This window comes from Martinezella rhizogenes (assembly GCF_007002745.1).
GTDB lineage: Bacteria > Pseudomonadota > Alphaproteobacteria > Rhizobiales > Rhizobiaceae > Agrobacterium > Agrobacterium cucumeris.
On sequence record NZ_SGNY01000008.1, the window covers coordinates 159,251 to 176,504 of the forward strand.

Here is a 17,254-nt window from a genome sequence, read left to right on the forward strand (position 1 = left end):
TTCTTTTACCACGCCGACGCGTGATAGCTGGATGCCGGATCAAGTCCGGCATGACGGAAGTAAGCGTTTTTCCCGACCCTGAGTGCCGGAGGTGTCGGCATTCATCTTTAACTCAGTTCAACCGTCGCCTGGTCGCGGCCTATCACCCGCTTCGGAGCCTTGATACGTGATACGGTATATTTTCCAAAGACTTGCTGGAATGATCGTGGTGATGTTCCTCGTCGTCACCATCGTTTTCGTCATCCTGCGCGTCACCCCCGGAGACCCGGCAGCCGTGATGCTGGGGCCGGATGCCTCGGCGCAGGATATTGCCGAGCTGCGCACCCGGCTCGGTCTCGATCAGTCGCTTGGCGTGCAATATGTCTATTATATCGGCCAGTTGCTGAAGGGCGATCTCGGCCAGTCGATCTTCCTCAACATGCCGGTTGGATCGGCACTGCTGGACCGGGCGGAGCCGACTTTCTTCCTGACGATCTTTTCGCTGCTGATTGCCAGCGTCATCGCGCTGCCCATCGGCATCTACGCCGCTTACCGGCGCGGTTCCTTCGTGGATCAGGCAGCCACCACCATTGCAATGCTGGCGGCGAGCATTCCGAGCTTCTGGCTCGGCCTCATCCTCATGCAGGTCTTTGCCGTGCGGCTCGATCTGTTTCCGGTTTCGGGTTATGGCGGGCCGGGCGCGAGCTTCCTTGAGCGCATGTATCACCTGACCTTGCCGGCAATAGCGCTCGGCCTCGTTTCCTCCGCGCTCATTCTGCGCTTCACCCGCGCCTCGATGCTGGATGTTCTCGGTGACGATTATGTCCGCACCGCCAGAGCCAAGGGCGTCAAGGAGCGCCGGGTGGTGATGAAACATGCGCTGAAGAATGCGCTCATTCCCATCCTCACCGTGCTTGGCCTCACCGCCGCCGTGCTGATTTCCGGTGCAGTGGTAACGGAAACCGTCTTCGGCCTGCCGGGCGTCGGCAATCTCGTCGTCTCAGCCGTGCTCCGGCGGGATTATCCGGTCATTCAGGGCGCGCTTCTCATCATCGCCGGGCTTTACGTGCTCATCAATTTTGCAATCGACATGCTTTATTTGCTGGTCGATCCGAGGGTTCGTTACTGATGGCCGATATTGTTTCCACCACCCCGCCGGCGCGCAACCCGACCATCCTGTTCATTCGGCGTCTGTTGAAGCGCAAGACGGTCGCTGCCGGTCTTATCGTTCTCGTCGTCTTCGTGCTGCTTGCCGTTTTCGCGCCGATGATTGCGCCTTATTCGCCGTCGAAACTGTCGATCGTGAACCGCCTGAAGCCGCCGAGTGAAATTTACTGGTTCGGCACCGACGAGTTCGGCCGCGACGTGTTTTCCCGCACCATCTATGCCGGAAGACTGTCACTTCTGGTCGGGGCCGCCGTGGTGGCGCTTTCGGCGCTGATCGGCATCACGCTCGGCCTGCTCGCCGGTTTCTTCCAGAAGCTGGATACGCCGATTGCGCGCCTGATCGATGCGATGATGGCCTTTCCGGATATTCTGCTGGCGATTGCGCTGGTGGCGGCACTCGGCCCGTCGCTGACCACCGTCATCATCGCGCTTGCCGTCGTTTATTCGCCGCGCCTTGCCCGCATCGTGCGCGCCTCGACGCTGGTGATCCGTGAGTTGCCCTATGTGGAGGCGGCGAAGGCGCTTGGCATTTCCACCTTCCACATCATGACGCGGCATGTGCTGCGCAATCTGGTCTCGCCCATCCTCGTGCAATGCACCTTCCTTTTCGCCAGCGCCATGCTGGCCGAGGCGGGCCTTTCCTTTCTGGGGCTCGGTGTCAGCCCCGAAATTCCCACCTGGGGAACCATGATCTCCGCTGGCCGCCAATATATCGGCCAGGCTGACTGGATGACCTATTTCCCCGGCTTTGCCATCATTCTTTCCGTGCTGTCGCTGCAAATGGTCGGCGACGGGCTGCGGGACATGCTCGACCCAAGACTGCGAAGGGATTTGTAATATGTCGTCCGGCGAACAGGCGAAAGCGCCTCTTCAAGCTCCTATTCTTCTCACCAATGTCAAACCCGTCGGTTTCGGAAAGGGGGCGTCCCAGGCCTCGACCGATATTCTGATCGGCGGCGATGGCAAGATTGCCGCGGTAGGCTCTGCCCTGCAGGCGCCTGCGGATGCACAGCGTATCGATGCCAAGGGCGCCTTCATCTCGCCCGGCTGGGTGGATCTGCACGTGCACATCTGGCACGGCGGCACCGATATCTCCATCCGCCCCTCCGAATGCGGGGCGGAACGCGGCGTCACGACGCTGGTGGATGCCGGTTCGGCAGGCGAGGCGAATTTCCACGGTTTCCGCGAATATATCATCGAGCCCTCGAGAGAGCGCATCAAGGCCTTTCTCAATCTCGGTTCCATCGGCCTTGTTGCCTGCAACCGGGTGCCGGAACTGCGCGACATCAAGGATATCGACCTAGATCGTATCCTCGAATGTTACGCCGAAAACAGCGAGCATATTGTCGGCCTGAAGGTGCGGGCGAGCCATGTCATCACCGGTTCCTGGGGTGTGACGCCGGTCAAGCTCGGCAAGAAGATCGCCAAGATCCTGAAGGTGCCGATGATGGTGCATGTGGGCGAACCGCCCGCACTTTATGACGAGGTGCTGGAAATTCTCGGCCCCGGTGATGTCGTGACCCATTGCTTCAACGGCAAGTCGGGCTCCAGCATCATGGAAGACGAGGACCTGTTCAACCTTGCCGAACGCTGCGCCGGTGAAGGCATCCGGCTGGATATCGGCCATGGCGGCGCCTCCTTCTCCTTCAAGGTGGCGGAAGCGGCAATTGCACGCGGCCTGTTGCCGTTCTCGATCTCGACGGATTTGCATGGCCATTCGATGAATTTCCCGGTCTGGGATCTGGCGACGACCATGTCGAAGCTGCTGTCGGTCGATATGCCCTTCGAAAATGTCGTCGAGGCCGTTACCCGCAATCCGGCCTCCGTCATCCGCCTCGATATGGAAAACCGTCTCGATGTTGGTCAGCGCGCCGACTTCACCATTTTCGATCTCGTGGATGCCGATCTGGAAGCGACCGATTCAAATGGCGATGTGGCGCGCCTGACGCGTCTGTTCGAGCCGCGTTACGCGGTCATCGGCACGGAAGCGATTGCCGCCAGCCGTTACATTCCAAGGGCGCGCAAGCTGGTGCGCCACAGCCATGGTTATTCCTGGCGCTGAACCCGAATGGAATGGCGGGGCACGCTCCGCCTTCCGCAGACATTACGGGATACCCGTCCCGGCATTATGAGGAATTCGCGTGAAACAGTCTTCGCTTGATGCAGAAGGGCACCTTTCGCCCTATGACCGGCTCGCTGCGCTCGGCATCTCCCTGCCGCCGCCGCCGCCGCCAATTGCCAATTTCGTCACCCATGTGGTGGAAGGCAACATGCTTTATCTCTCGGGCCAGGGGCCGCGGGAAGAAAATGGCCATCTCTATGCCGGCAAGGTGGGCGCGGAAATCGGGCTGGAAGAGGCCTATAATCATGCGCGTCTCACCGGCATCAATCTGCTTGCCGTCATGCATGAGGCGCTGGGTGATCTGTCGCGGGTGAAAAAGGTGGTCAAGCTGCTCGGCATGGTCAATGCCGTCAGCGATTTCCGCGATCACCCGAGCGTTATCAATGGCTGCTCCGATCTCTTCATCGATGTGTTCGGCGATGCGGGACAACATGCCCGCTCCGCCGTGGGTTTCGGCTCATTGCCGGGCAACATCACCGTTGAGATCGAAGCCATCGTCGCGCTCAAGGGGTGAGGCCGTTTAATGGTTGCGCCAGCCCATCAGCTTTTCGATCCGTTCTGCCGAGACCCTGACCTGTTCGGTGTAATGGTTTTCGTCCGCCAGCACCTTCTGTTCCGGCAGCACGATGGAAATCGTCGCAACGCATTCGCCCCTGTTGTCGCAGATCGGCGAGGCAATGCAGGCGACGGCGTAATCGGATTCGGCGACCTGTATCGACAGGCGGTCATGGAAAGCGGCACCTGCCGATTGCGACAGGGTCTCCGGGTTGATTTCCGCGCGGCCAGTGGGCGAGGTGCGGGCGCAGCGCTTGAACAGTTCGACACGCTCCGCCTCCGGCAAATGACCGACGAGCAGGCGGCCGGAGGCCGTCCAGTTCAGGGGAACACGGGTGCCGACGCGCGACGCGACCTGAAAATGGCTTGGACCATCGGCCATGGCCAGAACAAGCATATGGTCGCCATCGCGGCCGCAAAGCTGCACGGTCTCGCCCGCATGGCGGCACAGATCGTGCATTTCGTGGGTGGCGACACCCATGAAATCCAGCGAGCGGGCATAGGCAAGGCCATAATGGTAAAGCCGCGCGCCGAGCCAGATATTGCCATCGGCATTGCGCGCCAGCATGTTCTTTTCGACGAGATCGTCAATGATCACATAGACGGTGGAAAGTGGTGCCTTGATGGCCTTGGCAATCGCGTAAGCGCCGGCTGGCGATCCGGTTTCGTAAAGGTAATCAATAACCTGAAGCGCACGGTCGATGCCGCTGACGCGCGAGCGCTTGGCCGTCTTCGCGTCCGGATTTTCCTCCGTGGGAGACACGGCGGTTGAAGGCATTTCGTCCAGTCTATGGGCGTCCAATTTTGGCTCCTCATGGTTTTGAGAAGCTATTACATTATTATGGCATATATGTCGATGCCTATCGCATCGCAAAGACAGGAGAAAGACATGACCGAGGATATCAGAAGCAGGATCGGCCTTCGCCCGGTCATCAACGTCTCGGGCACCATGACCTCGCTCGGCGCGTCGATTGTCGTTCCCGAGGCCGTTCAGGCCATGGCGGCCATCCTGCCGCAATTCGTCGAGATCAATGATCTGCAACGCAAGGCGAGCGCGATCATTGCACGGCTGACGGGCGGCGAGGCCGGTTTCGTCACGGCGTCCTGCTCCTCCGGCATCAGCCTTGCTGTAGCAGGCGCCATTACCGGCAATAATCTGCTGGCCATCGAAAAGCTGCCCGATGTCGCGCCTGAGAAGAACGAAGTTCTGGTGCAGATGGGGCATGTGGTGAGCTATGGCGCGCCGGTGGATCAGGCAATCCGCCTCGGCGGCGGCAAGGTGGTGCTGATCGGGCAGGCGACATCGACCCATCGTTTCCACATGGAAAACGCCATCACCGAAAAGACGGCGGCGGCGGTCTATGTCGTCTCGCACCATGTGGTGAATTACGGTCTGCTGCACCTTTCCGAATTCGTCGAGATTGCCCACGCCAAGGGCGTGCCTGTTATCGTCGATGCGGCGTCCGAATATGACCTGGAGCTGTTTCTGGCGACGGGCGCGGATGTTGTCCTCTATTCCGGCCACAAGTTCCTTGGCGGTCCCACTTCCGGCATCGTCGCCGGCAAAAAGGAACTGGTGCGCAACGCTTTCCTCCAGAATATGGGCATCGGCCGCGGCATGAAGGTCGGCAAGGAAAGCATTTATGGCGTCATGGCGGCGCTGGAAGCCTGGGAAAAGCGTGACCATGACGGCATCCGCGAGCGTGAAACCGGCTATCTCAACCTCTGGAAAAAGACGCTGGATGGACGCCCCGGCGTGACGGCGCTGATCGAGCCCGACCCGACCAATAACCCGCTCGACCGGCTGCGCGTCATCATCGATGCCGAAGAAGCCCATATCACCGCATGGGACCTTACGACGGCGCTGGCCAGAGGCAATCCGCCGATCATTACCCGCGATCACGAGGTGGAACACCGTTATTTCTATCTCGACCCCTGCAACCTGCATCCCGGCCAGGAAACCATCGTGGCTTCCCGCCTGGCGGAAGAGCTGGATAAGGCGCGCGCCTCCAACGAGGTGATCGCGACACCGTTCGAAGACCGCAGCCGCCACCGTTTCGACGGCATGCTGCGCTGGCCGGACTAATAACGACTGCATATGGAACGAGCGGGTGCCGCGAGCTTCTTCTCCCCGAGGGGGAGAAGTCCGCGGCAGCGGGATGAGGGGGCAGGGGTGCGGTCTATCGCTGGTGTTGCCTCCTCATCCGACCCTTCGGGCCACCTTCTCCCCCTCGGGGAGAAGAAACCCGCGGTAACTGCCCGCCCAAGCATTGCAACCAGAATAAAGAAAAGGGAACGATCATGACCATGCCGCAGGCAGCACCGCTTAGTGCCGAAGATGCCGTGCTTTCCGTCCGCAATCTCACCACGTCCTTTCACGTGGATGGCGGCTGGAAACCGGTGGTGCGTGATATTTCCTTTGATGTCGGGCCGGGCGAGACGGTTGCGATCGTCGGTGAAAGTGGTTCGGGCAAAAGCGTGACATCGCTTTCCATCATGCGGCTGCTGGATCGGGAAAGCAGCAGGGTGCAGGGTGAAATCCTGCTTGGCGGTCGCAACCTGCTCTCGCTTTCCGAGGACGCCATGCGGCGGGTGCGGGGCAATGAGGTGGCGATGATCTTTCAGGAGCCGATGACCAGCCTCAATCCGCTCTTCACCATCGGCGACCAGATTTCCGAGGCTCTGCTGTGCCATCAGCCGATGTCGAAAGCCGATGCGCGGGCCGAGACGATCCGCCTGCTGGAAAAGGTCCGCATACCCTCCGCCGCCTCGCGTTTCGATGAATATCCGCACCGCTTTTCCGGCGGCATGCGCCAGCGCGTGATGATCGCCATGGCGCTTGCGTCCCGGCCGAAGCTCCTGATCGCTGACGAGCCGACGACGGCACTCGATGTGACCATTCAGGGCCAGATTCTCGACCTCATCAAGACGCTTCAGGAAGAGGAGGGCACCTCCGTCCTGTTCATCACCCATGACATGGGCGTGGTGGCTGAGATTGCCGACCGTACCGTCGTCATGTATCGCGGCGAACAGGTGGAAGTCGGCGCGACGGCGGATATCTTCCACCGCGGCAAACATCCCTATACGCGCGCGCTTTTGTCCGCCGTTCCGGTTCTCGGGTCGATGACGGGTGAGGAAAGACCGCTCCGGTTTCCCATCGTCAACACCACCACGGGGGAAACGCAGGAGCCGGCGCGTCCGGCCGATACCGTTGACGCCAGCGCCCAGCCGGTGCTGAAGGTTGAGGGGCTGACCAAGCGTTTCGACATCCACTCCGGCCTGCTGGGACGGCTCAGCGGCCGCGTCCACGCGGTGGAAAACGTGTCCTTCGATCTGAGGGCCGGGGAGACACTATCGCTGGTGGGCGAAAGCGGCTGCGGCAAGTCGACCACCGGTCGTGCCATCATGCGGCTGATCGAGCCGGATGCCGGTTCGGTGGTGGTGAATGGCGAGAATATTCTCGCCCTCGACAAGATGGGCATGCGCGAAATGCGCAAGACGGTGCAGATGATCTTTCAGGACCCTTTTGCCTCGCTCAACCCGCGCATGACGGTGGGTGCGGCGATTGCCGAACCATTTCTGGAACACCGCATGGGCAGCGCCCGCGAAGCGAAGGATGTGGTGGCCGACATGCTGGAAAAGGTCGGTCTCTCGCCGGATATGGCGGCGCGTTACCCGCACGAATTTTCCGGCGGCCAGCGGCAGCGCATCTGTATTGCCCGCGCGCTGGCGCTGCAGCCGAAGGTCATCGTCGCCGATGAAAGCGTCTCGGCGCTGGATGTCTCGATCAAGGCGCAGGTCATCAACCTGATGCTGGATCTGCAGCAAAGCCTCGATCTTGCCTTCCTCTTCATATCCCATGACATGGCGGTGGTGGAACGCGTCAGCCACCGGGTGGCGGTGATGTATCTCGGCGAGATCGTCGAAATCGGCCCACGTGCTGATGTCTTCGACAATCCGCAGCACGACTATACCCGCAAGCTTATGGCCGCCGTGCCGGTGCCGGACCCGGACCGCCGCAACACAAGGCGCGGTGCGGCCAATGACGAGCTGAAAAGTCCGATCCGCGCTGTCGATTATGTCGTCAAGCCGCGTGAATATCGCGAGGTTTCGCCCGGTCACCTCGTCGCCTGTTAAAACCCCGGTACGTCCGACGTTGCGAAGGGGACGCGATAACCGCGCTTAAAACTCTCCCGCTGTCCAAGCTGGCGATACCACCGCTGTACCGCCGGAAAATCATCGAGATTGATTTTGTGGCGCGCGAAACGCGACACCCATGGCCAGATGGCGATATCGGCGATGGAAAAATCTCCCGCCACATATTCCCGCCCCGTTAAACGGTCGTTCAATGTCCGATAGAGGCGCTCCACATCCGCGGCAAAACGTGCCTCGGCAAAGGGGGCCTCTCCGGCATTATAAGTCAGGAAATAATGGGCATAACCGAGTGTCGGGCCGAAATTGGCGGCCTGCCACATCAGCCATTCGGTGACTGTCAGTCGCTCGGCGCCAGAGGCGGGCAGAAGCCGGCCGGCCTTTTCGGCGAGATAGAGGAGGATCGCGTTTGATTCCGTCAGGACGGTGCCGTTGTCATTGTCGATGATTGCCGGAATTTTCGAGCCGGGATTGATGCGGATATAATCGGCCGCGAACTGCTCGCCTTTTTCGATGTCGATGGCGTGGCTGCGATAGGGCAGGCCGAGTTCTTCCAGCGCAACCGAGATTTTGAGGCCGTTCGGCGTGATCCAGGTGTACAGGTCGATCATGTCAGTCGAACATCGCCTCATCCAGCGGCAAGGCGCGACGGCCTTTCTTGCCCGTCACATCGGAAAGGTCCTTGTAAAGACCACGCAGGGTCAGAACCAGCTGGATAATGCGTGGGTCGGTGACACGATAGATCACCGCCTTGCCTTCCCGTGTGCCTTCAATGATACCGGCGTCGCGCAATTCGGCGAGCTGCTGCGAAAGCGTTGGCTGCTGGATACCAAGTTCATATTCCAGTGCGGAAACGGACGCTTCCGTTTCCATGAGGTAACAGACGATGGCCAGACGGTTGGCGTTGGCGACAAGCTTCAGAAGCTCGCTCGCTTCCACCACGCTGCGGCAGATGAGATTGGAAACCGGTTTCGTCACAACTACTGGTCCCTGTTTCAGACTATAAAAAAGTAAATTGTATGTCGATAAATTTCAATGGCTTGATGTAGGTCGTTTTTAGTCGGCTGCAGAATTTTTAAAATCTACAGGATTAGTAGATTTCTCTTTCGCTTTCCGGCCGAGGATCGCCAAAACGTTCCTCGAAAACACTCTATAAAAAAGTAGATTGATTGTGAAATGAGGTGTCGACATGAAAATCGGGGTCCATCCCAACAATCTGCATTTACGGCTCGCCCGGCTCTGGCCCGGCGCTTTCGAGCAATTTAATCCGGAATTCGTGACCTATCGCGAAGGACGCGACACGGCGGCTCTGCTGGAAAAGGGCGACATCCATTTCGGTGGCACCGGCTCGACACCGCCCATTGAAGCGGATGCGCGCGGGCTTTCGGCAGTCTATATCGCCGCTTCCGCGCCGAGGTCCGCCAATGGCGCAATCCTCGTGCGGCGCGACAGCCCGATCCGTTCTGCCGCTGATCTCTCGGGAAAGCGCATATCGCTGATCGATGGATCGTTTCACACCTATCTTCTGGCCCGCAGCCTGGAAGGGGCGGGGCTTGGTCTTTCGGATGTGACGCGGATTGAAAGCGGTGACAGCGACAGCCTGCTCGACCTCGTGGAAGGCCGTGTCGATGCCTGGGTAACGATGTCGCCACGGCTGGAAAAGGCCCTGACCCATGAGGAGATCAGCCTTCTGGTCCGCTGCGGTTCAACCATTCCCAACCGATCGCTGTTCTGGACGCTAGCGCGTCACAATATAGCGCAGGAGACAAGACAGGCGATTGCGGCCGAACTGGACCGCGTCGGCCGCGCCGTCATGGCGGATATCGACAGGGCTGCGGCGCTGCTTGCCGCCGAACCGGGCAGTGAGGGTGATGCGGCATCCTGGGCGAAGGTGCTGCGCTCACGCGATCTTTCCGTGGTGCCCGCCGCTGAAAATATCCTTGCCGAACAGCAGGAGGAGGCCGATACGCTTTACAGGCACGGCCATTTCTCTTTACCGGTTCAGACCGGGCAAAGCCCGGCCCCGCAATCAGCCAGCGTCGGAGGCGACAGATGAATGTTTTCTGGTACATGTGCGCGCCCGACGGCGCCTATCCCTGGCAGCCGGAAGGCTCCCGCAAGGTTGATCTCGGTTATTACAGGCAGCTGGCGCTGGCTTACGATCAGCTGGGTTATACCGGCGCGCTGTTTGCCACCGGCGCGCATGATGTCTGGGTTCTGGCGGGCGCACTGCTCTCCCATACCGAGCGGCTGAAACTGCTGGTCGCCATCCATCCGGGCCTGATCGCGCCGACGCTGCTTGCCAAGATGGCGGCGACGCTTCAGGAGTTTTCGCGCGGCCGCCTGCTGATCAATGTCGTCTCTGGCGATGCGAAAATGCTCGGCGCTTACGGCATGACCATGCCGCATGATGAGCGTTACGACATGGCGGATGAATATCTGCAGATCTGGCACCGGCTTTTCGCCGGCGAGACGGTGGATTTCAAGGGGCGGCATTTCCAGACCGAGGGCGCGAAACTCGCACTGCCGGTGGGGCAGGGCATAGAACCGCCGCCCTTGTGGTTCGGCGGTTCTTCGGACAAGGCCATCGATGTTGCCGCCAAACATGTCGAGACCTATCTCTCGTGGGGTGAAACACCCGATCAGATCGGCGCGAAGGTCGATCTCGTCAAGGCGCGGGCAGAACAGCTTGGCCGCGAACTGGAATATGGCATTCGGCTCTATGTCATCGTGCGTGACACCGATGAAGAGGCCTGGGCCGCCGCCGCCGACCTTTACGGGCGCATGGATGAGCGCGCGATTGCCGCCAACCAGCGTTTTGTCGGCAAGACCGATTCCGTCGGCCAGCAGCGCATGACGGCGATGCATGGCGGGCAGAAGCCGGAAAACCTGCGCGATCTGGAAATCGCCCCCAATCTCTGGGCCGGCATCGGGCTTGTCCGTCCGGGCCCCGGAACCGCGATTGTCGGTTCGCCGGATACTGTCATCCGCACGCTGGAGGCCTATAAGAAGGCGGGCGTGAACACCTTTATCCTGTCCGGCATGCCATTGCTGGAGGAAGCCTTCCGCTTCGGCGAAAAGGTCCTGCCACGTCTCGATGTATCGCGGGAAGTGTCAGCGGCAAAACAATTCACCTGGTCGACCCTGTTCGACCGCGACCTCTCGGCCAAGGCCTCCTGAGCATGGTGCGGGAGTGGAGAAGAACAACATGACGGCAAGTCCGGCAACAACAATCGCGCAACGGCGCTTCGGTCCACAACGCGTGGCCGAACGGGCGCTTGCCGTTCTGGACAAGGCGCTGGGCGCGGTTGCCGCAGCCATCCTTGCAACGCTTCTTGTGGTGGTGCTGGTCAATGTCGCCCTGCGATATCTGTTCCATACCGGTTTCATCGGCGCGGAAGATCTGGGCATCTGGCTCAATGTGGCGATGATCGCGGTCGGCGCGCCGCTCAGCCTCAAGAGCGCTCTGGCCATGCGGCTGGATGTATTCGTGCGCTTCCTGCCGGAACGCTTTCATGCCGCAACCGAAGTTCTGGCCGATGCCTTTTCCTTCGTCGCAGCCCTCATCCTCGCCTTCGGCGGGGTGGAGATTGCGGCCATGCTGGGCGGCACATCGCCAACGCTTGGTCTGCCGGAATGGGTGCGCTTCGGTTTTCTCGGTGCAGGCGGTGCGCTGATCTTTGTCTATCTGGCGCTTCAACGGATCGGTGAAGGCAAGGCGCTTGCCGTTCTGCTCTCCGTCGCCATCGCGGTCGTTTCTTATGTCGGCCTGCCGGAACTGTTTATCGATACGAGCCTGCCGCCGAGCCTGTTTCTGGCGCTGACGGCGGCCGTGGGGCTGGTTCTGGCCGCACCGCTTGCCCATGCCTTCCTCGCCGCCGCCTATGTGGCGATCGCCTTCGGCAGCACCTTGCCGGAGCCGGCCATCGTGTCCTCGACGGTGACGGGCATGTCGAAATTCCTGCTGCTGGCCATTCCCTTCTTCCTGCTGGCCGGCAGCCTGCTGACGGAATCAGGCGTCGCCAACCAGCTGGTTCGTTTTGCCGCCTCCATGGTCGGCCACCGGCGGGCAGGGCTGGCGCAGACGACGCTGTTGACCAGCGTGCTGTTTTCCGGCGCATCCGGCTCCTCGGTCGCCAATGCCGCCTTCGGCGCTTCCACCTTCCAGCCGGAACTGGTGAAGCACGGCTATCCGCCGGCGCAGGCGGGCGCGATCATTGCCGCTACCTCGGTGCTGGACAATGTCATTCCGCCTTCCATCGCCTTTCTCATCCTCGCAACGGCCACCAACCTGTCGGTCGGCTCGTTGCTGGTTGGCGGCTTCTTCGCGGGTGGGCTTATGGCAATCTGCCTTGCGGTGGCAATCCATCTCAGCGTGCGCAGCGTCGATACCCTGCCGCGGGCGACAGGCAGCGAACGCTGGCGTTCGGCCGTGGCTGCGATACCTGCCTTCGGGCTTGGCGTCATCGTGGTGGTCGGCATCCGCATCGGCGTCGTCACCACCACGGAAGCTGCGGCCCTTGCCGCCCTTTATACGTTGTTTCTCGGTTTCGGTTACCGGCTGGGCGCGGGCCGCATTTTCGCGACCTTCCGCCAGTCGGCGGGTGAGGCGGCGGCCATCGGTCTTCTGATCGGCACGGCGGGGCCTTTCGCCTTCCTGCTGGCGGTGGACAATGTCTCCGGCCTTGTCACCGATTTTGTGACGCTTCTGGGCGGCAGCAAGATTGCGGTGCTCCTGCTCTCCAACCTCATCCTGCTCGTGGTTGGTCTGGTGCTGGATATTGGTGCTGCCATCCTGCTGTTCGGGCCGATCCTGCTGCCCGCAGCCGTGGCAGCCGGCATTGATCCCATCCATTTCGGCGTCATTCTCGTGGTCAATCTGATGATCCATGGCCTGACGCCGCCGCTCGGCATGCTGATCTTCGTGGTCAGCGGCGTCACCCGCATTCCGGCGACAGCACTTTTCCGGGCCGTCGTTCCCTATCTCGTCTCGCTTCTCGTTTCCCTCGCCATTCTGTGCGCCTGGGCCATTTTCTTCTAAATTTGGGGTTCAATCATGACTATTATCGATCGCCGCAATCTCCTCAAACTCTCCGCCATCGGCGCCGCAACGCTCGCCGCGCCCGCCTTTGTGCGTACGGCGAATGCCAGAACCCGCAGCCTCACCGTTGCCTCGCTGTTTGCCGATGACAAGCCGGAGACGAAAATCTGGGTGAAGATCAGCGAGCTGGTGGAGGCAAAGCTGCCCGGCCGTTTCCGTTTCAACATCGTCAAGAGCGGTGCGCTGGGCGGTGAAAAGGAAGTGGCGGAAAATATCCGCCTGGGCTCGGTTCAGGCGAGCCTTTCGACAGTCTCCTCGCTTTCGGGCTGGGTGCCGGAACTGCAGATCCTCGATCTACCTTTCCTGTTCCGCGATGCCGACCATGTGCGCAAGGTGGTGACGGGCGAGACTGGCACTGATCTGAAGACGAAGCTCGCCGCCCAGCAATTCATCGCCGCCGATTTCATCAATTACGGCGCACGCCATCTTCTGACCAAGGAGCCGGTAACCCGGCCGGAGCAGCTGGAAGGCAAGAAGATCCGTGTCATCCAGAGCCCGCTGCACACCAAGCTGTGGAGCGCCTTCGGCACCACCCCGGTAGGGATTCCGATTACCGAGACCTATAATGCGCTGGCAACCGGCGTGGCTGATGCCATGGATCTCACCAAGTCCGCTTATGCCGGCTTCAAGCTTTACGAGGTCGTGCCCTATCTGACGGAAACCGGCCACATCTGGGCTTCAGGCGTCGTCTATTACGGTGCGACCTTCTGGAACCAGCTGGATGACGAAGAGAAGAAGGTTCTCCTGGAAGCATCGAGCGAAGGCGCGCAGTATTTCAACCAGCTGATCGTCGAGGACGAGGTAAAGTCCGTCGAGCTTGCGCTCTCCAAGGGCGGCAAGGTGCTGCAGCCGGAAGCGCTGGACGAATGGCGCAAGGGCGCGCAGGGCGTCTGGCAGGATTTCTCCGGCATTGTTGGCGGCATCGAGAAGATACAGGCTGTGCAGTCGGCCTGATAATACGGCCCATCAAAATCAGGAAACCCCGTGCGTCCTTCGGGCGCACGGGGTTTCTTTTGTTCGGTATCAGTGCGAAGCGCCGGAGCCGCCAACGGCAACGATGGAGTAAGGCTGGCCTTCCACCGCAAGCGTACGGGTTTCCTTCAGGCTTTCCGCATCCACCACGCGCACCAGCGAATGGCGCGGATCGGAAATTGCGACCTGCCCGTCGGCAACGGCGAGACGCGGACGCGGATCGCGCCAATGGCCATCCTTGCTGTAGGGTTCGGTCACCTTCGCCTTGCGGGTGATGGCGCCTTCCAGCACGTCAAGCACGTGCAGGTCGCCATCTTCCGTCAGGATATAGGCATTGCGCGGATTGGCGGGGTCGAGGATGAAATCGACGCGTCGGGTCGGCAACTCCACCAGACGGAAGGCGTCCTTGCTGTCAGGATCGATCAGGACGACCTTGTCTTCACCGTAGTTTCCAAGGAAAAACTGCATGGATTTGCCGCCGAGCAGCGTGCCGGTATAGGCTTTCGGGAAATCTTCCGGATAGGCCAGCATTTCGAGCTTCGGGCCATCCGTGCCGCCCGGCCGGGCAACGAGAATGCCTTCCTTGCAGCCAAAAGCCGCAAGCCGTGCGGATGTCGCCTCGCCGTGCAGATCGGTGCATGTTGCCTGTTCACCAACCTGCTTGCCTTCCCTGTCAAGAACCCGCAACCCGATGCGGGGTGGCAGCGTGTCGGGTTTGGTTTCGATCTGCGTATTGGGTACGGACACCAGAACGTAACGGCCCATCGTCACCGCCACGCCGTGATGCGGGGCGGTCGTATCGACAGTGCGGACCTTTGCCTTGCCGTCCAGCAGGGCAGCCTCATCGATGATCTCAGCCTTGCCGCCACGGTCGTAGAACAGGATGGCATGGTCATCATGCGGCACGACGTGGAACGGGCGTTTGCCTTCGAAGGTAACGGGCAGCAGTGCTGCATCTTCCACATCCAGATCGCGGTGTTCACCGTGGTCGGAAAAGACGATGCCGGTCTTGATCACATGCACGATATCCGAATCTGACTGTGTGGCGAAAACAGTCTTGCCGGAGGCGCTGGCGGTCAGCGCCGCATAGCCCTTGAGGTCGTAGCGTCCGAGTTCCTTGCCGGTTTCGAAATTGATCGCGCGCACCACCGGCTGGGTGTGATCGGCGATGAAGAGACGCCATTCCTTGACGGTGTCGCCGCTTTCTTCCGCCTGCGCCACGCCAGAGGCGAGCGGCAGGGTGAGGGCAAGGCACGTGGCAAGCGCGCTCATGCCAAGGTGCTGTTGAAGGGAAAATCTCATGGTGTTCCTTCCAGACGTTATCATCCCCGTGCGGATACGAACCGGTATCGGTTCTGATGGATGATTGTAATGTTATTACGTTACGAGATTGCTTATTAGCATTACGTGCGGGGGCGATGTCAACCGATGCCGACGTCTTGGTACGGAAAAATCTGGATGGGGACCGTGAGGCGGGAGAAGGGGAGGCGGGCGACGCTTCAGCGTCAGGCCGTATTTACCGAAGGGCGGTAAAGCCGAATAAAAAGGGCAGGCGCATCGCTGCGCCTGCCTCCGTCAGTTTTAGCGGATATCGTCAGGCAGAACATCCGAAGGGATGTTCTGGTAGGAAACCGGACGCATGAAGCGGCGGATCGACATGGTGCCAACAGAGGTTGCGCCGAAGTTCGTCGATGCCGGGTAAGGACCGCCATGAACCATGGCTTCGGAGACTTCCACGCCGGTCGGGAAACCGTTGGCGAGAACGCGGCCGGCCTTGCGCTCCAGGATCGGCAGCAGCTTGCGGCCGAGTTCGGCGTCGCCGCCATCCAGATGCAGGGTGGCCGTCAGCTGGCCTTCGAAGCTCTTTGCGACTTCCAGCATTTCTTCCGGGCTATCGACCGTCACGATGAGGCCGAGCGGTCCGAAGACTTCTTCGGCAAGTGCGTGGTTGGCAACCCAGTCCTTGCCGGACACCCGGTACAGATAAGGCGTTGCATTGCGCAGGTTGCAGGTGGTGGTCAGCACGTCGCGCACGCCGTTGCCGGCGGCGATACGGTCGCGGCCGTCACGATAGGCAGAAGCGATACCATCCGTCAGCATGACCTGCGGGCCGACTTCGGAAAGCGCGGCACGTGCGGTTTCAGCAACCGCATCCGCCTGCTCGGAGAGAATGACGGCGATGCCGGGATTGGTGCAGAACTGGCCCGCACCCATGGTCAGCGAACCGGCCCAGCCCTTGGCGATGGCCTCGCCACGAGCGGAAACGGCCTCCGGCAGCAGGAACATCGGGTTCACGGAGCCGAGTTCGCCGAAGAAGGGGATCGGCTCGGGGCGCTGGGCGCAGAGATCGAACAGCGCGCGACCGCCGGCAAGCGAACCGGTGAAACCGACCGCCTTGATGCGCGGATGCTGCACGAGCGCGGAACCGACATCGCGGCGGCCGCCCTGGATCAACGAGAAGACGCCGGGATGCAGATTGTGCTTCTTGACGGCGGCAAGAACCGCTTCGGCAACGATTTCACCGGTGCCGGGATGGGCGGAATGGCCCTTGACGACGACGGGGCAGCCGGCGGCCAGAGCAGCAGCGGTGTCACCACCGGCCGTGGAGAAGGCGAGCGGGAAGTTCGACGCGCCGAAGACGGCGACGGGGCCGATCGGGCGCTGCATCAGGCGGATATCCGGGCGCGGCAGCGGCTGGCGATCCGGCAGCGCTTCGTCGTGGCGGCGGTCGAGATAGTCACCTTTGCGGATATGCGAGGCGAAAAGGCGGAGCTGGCCAACGGTGCGGCCACGTTCGCCCTGCAGGCGTCCTGCGGGCAGGCCGGTCTCGGACGAGCCGATTTCGGTTATGGCGTCGGCGCGGGCTTCGATCTCATCGGCGATGGTGTCGAGGAATGCGGCGCGCTCTTCGCGGGTGGTGTAGCCGTAGCTCCAGAAGGCTTCTTCAGCAGCTTCCGCAGCCTTGTTCACCAGATCGACCGTGCCGACCGAAAAATCGAAAGCCTCGCCATGTGCAGGCTCGCTGCGGAATTTTGCTTCCGTTGCGACCCATTCTCCTGCAACCAGATGTTTGCCGTGCGGCTTGAAACTCATTGTGCTCTTCCCTGAAAATCTGATCCTGCGTGGAAAATCCACCCGACACCGTGGCATCGACCGAAAGGCGACAGCACAAACGCCATCAGCCGCGGTCCTCGCCCGGTTGCCTT

15 protein-coding genes are annotated in these 17,254 nt (G+C 60.9%); 10 read left to right on the forward strand and 5 right to left on the reverse strand.

Annotation, left to right across the window (positions count from 1 at the left end):
• The first annotated feature begins 166 nt into the window (after nt 1–166).
• The 4 genes from EXN68_RS21220 (at nt 167) to EXN68_RS21235 (ending at nt 3,782) form a co-directional block, all read left to right on the forward strand.
• The gene (locus tag EXN68_RS21220; protein WP_161991429.1) at nt 167–1,108 is read left to right on the forward strand and encodes an ABC transporter permease; all 942 of its coding nucleotides are present in this window, start codon (nt 167–169) and stop codon (nt 1,106–1,108) included.
• Nucleotides 1,108–1,983, forward strand: coding sequence for an ABC transporter permease (locus EXN68_RS21225; protein ID WP_065117645.1), 876 nt, complete (start codon nt 1,108–1,110; stop codon nt 1,981–1,983). The genes EXN68_RS21220 and EXN68_RS21225 overlap by 1 nt, the downstream gene beginning before the upstream one ends.
• Before the next feature lies 1 nt (nt 1,984).
• On the forward strand, nt 1,985–3,208 hold the full coding sequence (locus tag EXN68_RS21230) for an amidohydrolase/deacetylase family metallohydrolase (protein WP_142842734.1): 1,224 nt from the start codon (nt 1,985–1,987) through the stop codon (nt 3,206–3,208).
• 79 nt (nt 3,209–3,287) lie between these two features.
• Nucleotides 3,288–3,782 carry a RidA family protein gene (locus tag EXN68_RS21235; RefSeq protein ID WP_020011822.1) on the forward strand — a complete coding sequence of 165 codons (495 nt, stop codon included), beginning with the start codon at nt 3,288–3,290 and terminating at the stop codon, nt 3,780–3,782.
• A 6-nt stretch (nt 3,783–3,788) separates the two neighbouring features.
• Here EXN68_RS21235 and EXN68_RS21240 read toward each other — a convergent pair whose 3' ends face one another.
• A complete protein-coding gene (locus tag EXN68_RS21240; protein WP_065117648.1) occupies nt 3,789–4,625 on the reverse strand; it encodes an IclR family transcriptional regulator in 837 nt (278 codons plus the stop codon).
• Nucleotides 4,626–4,712: 87 nt separating this feature from the next.
• Between EXN68_RS21240 and EXN68_RS21245 the strand changes: the two genes are divergently transcribed.
• Entirely contained in the window at nt 4,713–5,909 is a 1,197-nt protein-coding gene (locus EXN68_RS21245; RefSeq protein ID WP_142842735.1) for an aminotransferase class V-fold PLP-dependent enzyme, read from the forward strand.
• Nucleotides 5,910–6,124: 215 nt separating this feature from the next.
• Nucleotides 6,125–7,960 carry an ABC transporter ATP-binding protein gene (locus tag EXN68_RS21250; RefSeq protein ID WP_142842736.1) on the forward strand — a complete coding sequence of 612 codons (1,836 nt, stop codon included), beginning with the start codon at nt 6,125–6,127 and terminating at the stop codon, nt 7,958–7,960.
• On the opposite strand, the gene EXN68_RS21255 is transcribed toward EXN68_RS21250, so the two are convergent.
• Nucleotides 7,957–8,586 carry a glutathione S-transferase family protein gene (locus tag EXN68_RS21255; RefSeq protein WP_142842737.1) on the reverse strand — a complete coding sequence of 210 codons (630 nt, stop codon included), beginning with the start codon at nt 8,584–8,586 and terminating at the stop codon, nt 7,957–7,959. The genes EXN68_RS21250 and EXN68_RS21255 overlap by 4 nt on opposite strands.
• A 1-nt stretch (nt 8,587) precedes the next feature.
• Nucleotides 8,588–8,953, reverse strand: a complete 366-nt coding sequence (locus EXN68_RS21260) for an ArsR/SmtB family transcription factor (RefSeq protein WP_065117652.1) — start codon at nt 8,951–8,953, stop codon at nt 8,588–8,590.
• A 211-nt stretch (nt 8,954–9,164) separates the two neighbouring features.
• Between EXN68_RS21260 and EXN68_RS21265 the strand changes: the two genes are divergently transcribed.
• Genes EXN68_RS21265 through EXN68_RS21280 form a run of 4 tightly spaced genes read left to right on the forward strand, consistent with a single transcriptional unit; the run spans nt 9,165 to nt 14,030 of the window.
• Nucleotides 9,165–10,031 (forward strand): ABC transporter substrate-binding protein, encoded by an 867-nt coding sequence (locus EXN68_RS21265; RefSeq protein ID WP_142842738.1) that lies wholly within the window; start codon nt 9,165–9,167, stop codon nt 10,029–10,031.
• Entirely contained in the window at nt 10,028–11,155 is a 1,128-nt protein-coding gene (locus EXN68_RS21270) for an LLM class flavin-dependent oxidoreductase (protein WP_065117654.1), read from the forward strand. Before EXN68_RS21265 ends, EXN68_RS21270 begins: the two co-directional genes overlap by 4 nt.
• 28 nt (nt 11,156–11,183) lie before the next feature.
• Nucleotides 11,184–13,016: a TRAP transporter large permease gene (locus EXN68_RS21275; RefSeq protein ID WP_142842739.1), complete on the forward strand. Its 1,833-nt coding sequence runs from the start codon at nt 11,184–11,186 to the stop codon at nt 13,014–13,016.
• Between the two features lie 15 nt (nt 13,017–13,031).
• Nucleotides 13,032–14,030 (forward strand): TRAP transporter substrate-binding protein, encoded by a 999-nt coding sequence (locus tag EXN68_RS21280; protein ID WP_065117656.1) that lies wholly within the window; start codon nt 13,032–13,034, stop codon nt 14,028–14,030.
• Nucleotides 14,031–14,099: 69 nt separating this feature from the next.
• On the opposite strand, the gene aztD is transcribed toward EXN68_RS21280, so the two are convergent.
• A complete protein-coding gene (aztD, locus tag EXN68_RS21285) occupies nt 14,100–15,350 on the reverse strand; it encodes a zinc metallochaperone AztD (RefSeq protein ID WP_110760307.1) in 1,251 nt (416 codons plus the stop codon).
• 279 nt (nt 15,351–15,629) lie between these two features.
• Nucleotides 15,630–17,141 carry an aldehyde dehydrogenase (NADP(+)) gene (locus EXN68_RS21290; RefSeq protein WP_142842740.1) on the reverse strand — a complete coding sequence of 504 codons (1,512 nt, stop codon included), beginning with the start codon at nt 17,139–17,141 and terminating at the stop codon, nt 15,630–15,632.
• Nucleotides 17,142–17,254 lie beyond the last annotated feature (113 nt).

Coding starts and splice junctions, on each gene's coding strand:
- EXN68_RS21225 (WP_065117645.1), top strand. CDS start 1,108: ATGGCCGATATTGTTTCCACCACCCCGCCGGCGCGCAACCCGACCATC.
- EXN68_RS21230 (WP_142842734.1), top strand. CDS start 1,985: ATGTCGTCCGGCGAACAGGCGAAAGCGCCTCTTCAAGCTCCTATTCTT.
- EXN68_RS21245 (WP_142842735.1), top strand. CDS start 4,713: ATGACCGAGGATATCAGAAGCAGGATCGGCCTTCGCCCGGTCATCAAC.
- EXN68_RS21250 (WP_142842736.1), top strand. CDS start 6,125: ATGACCATGCCGCAGGCAGCACCGCTTAGTGCCGAAGATGCCGTGCTT.
- EXN68_RS21255 (WP_142842737.1), bottom strand. CDS start 8,586: ATGATCGACCTGTACACCTGGATCACGCCGAACGGCCTCAAAATCTCG.
- EXN68_RS21265 (WP_142842738.1), top strand. CDS start 9,165: ATGAAAATCGGGGTCCATCCCAACAATCTGCATTTACGGCTCGCCCGG.
- EXN68_RS21270 (WP_065117654.1), top strand. CDS start 10,028: ATGAATGTTTTCTGGTACATGTGCGCGCCCGACGGCGCCTATCCCTGG.
- EXN68_RS21275 (WP_142842739.1), top strand. CDS start 11,184: ATGACGGCAAGTCCGGCAACAACAATCGCGCAACGGCGCTTCGGTCCA.
- EXN68_RS21280 (WP_065117656.1), top strand. CDS start 13,032: ATGACTATTATCGATCGCCGCAATCTCCTCAAACTCTCCGCCATCGGC.
- aztD (WP_110760307.1), bottom strand. CDS start 15,350: ATGAGATTTTCCCTTCAACAGCACCTTGGCATGAGCGCGCTTGCCACG.
- EXN68_RS21290 (WP_142842740.1), bottom strand. CDS start 17,141: ATGAGTTTCAAGCCGCACGGCAAACATCTGGTTGCAGGAGAATGGGTC.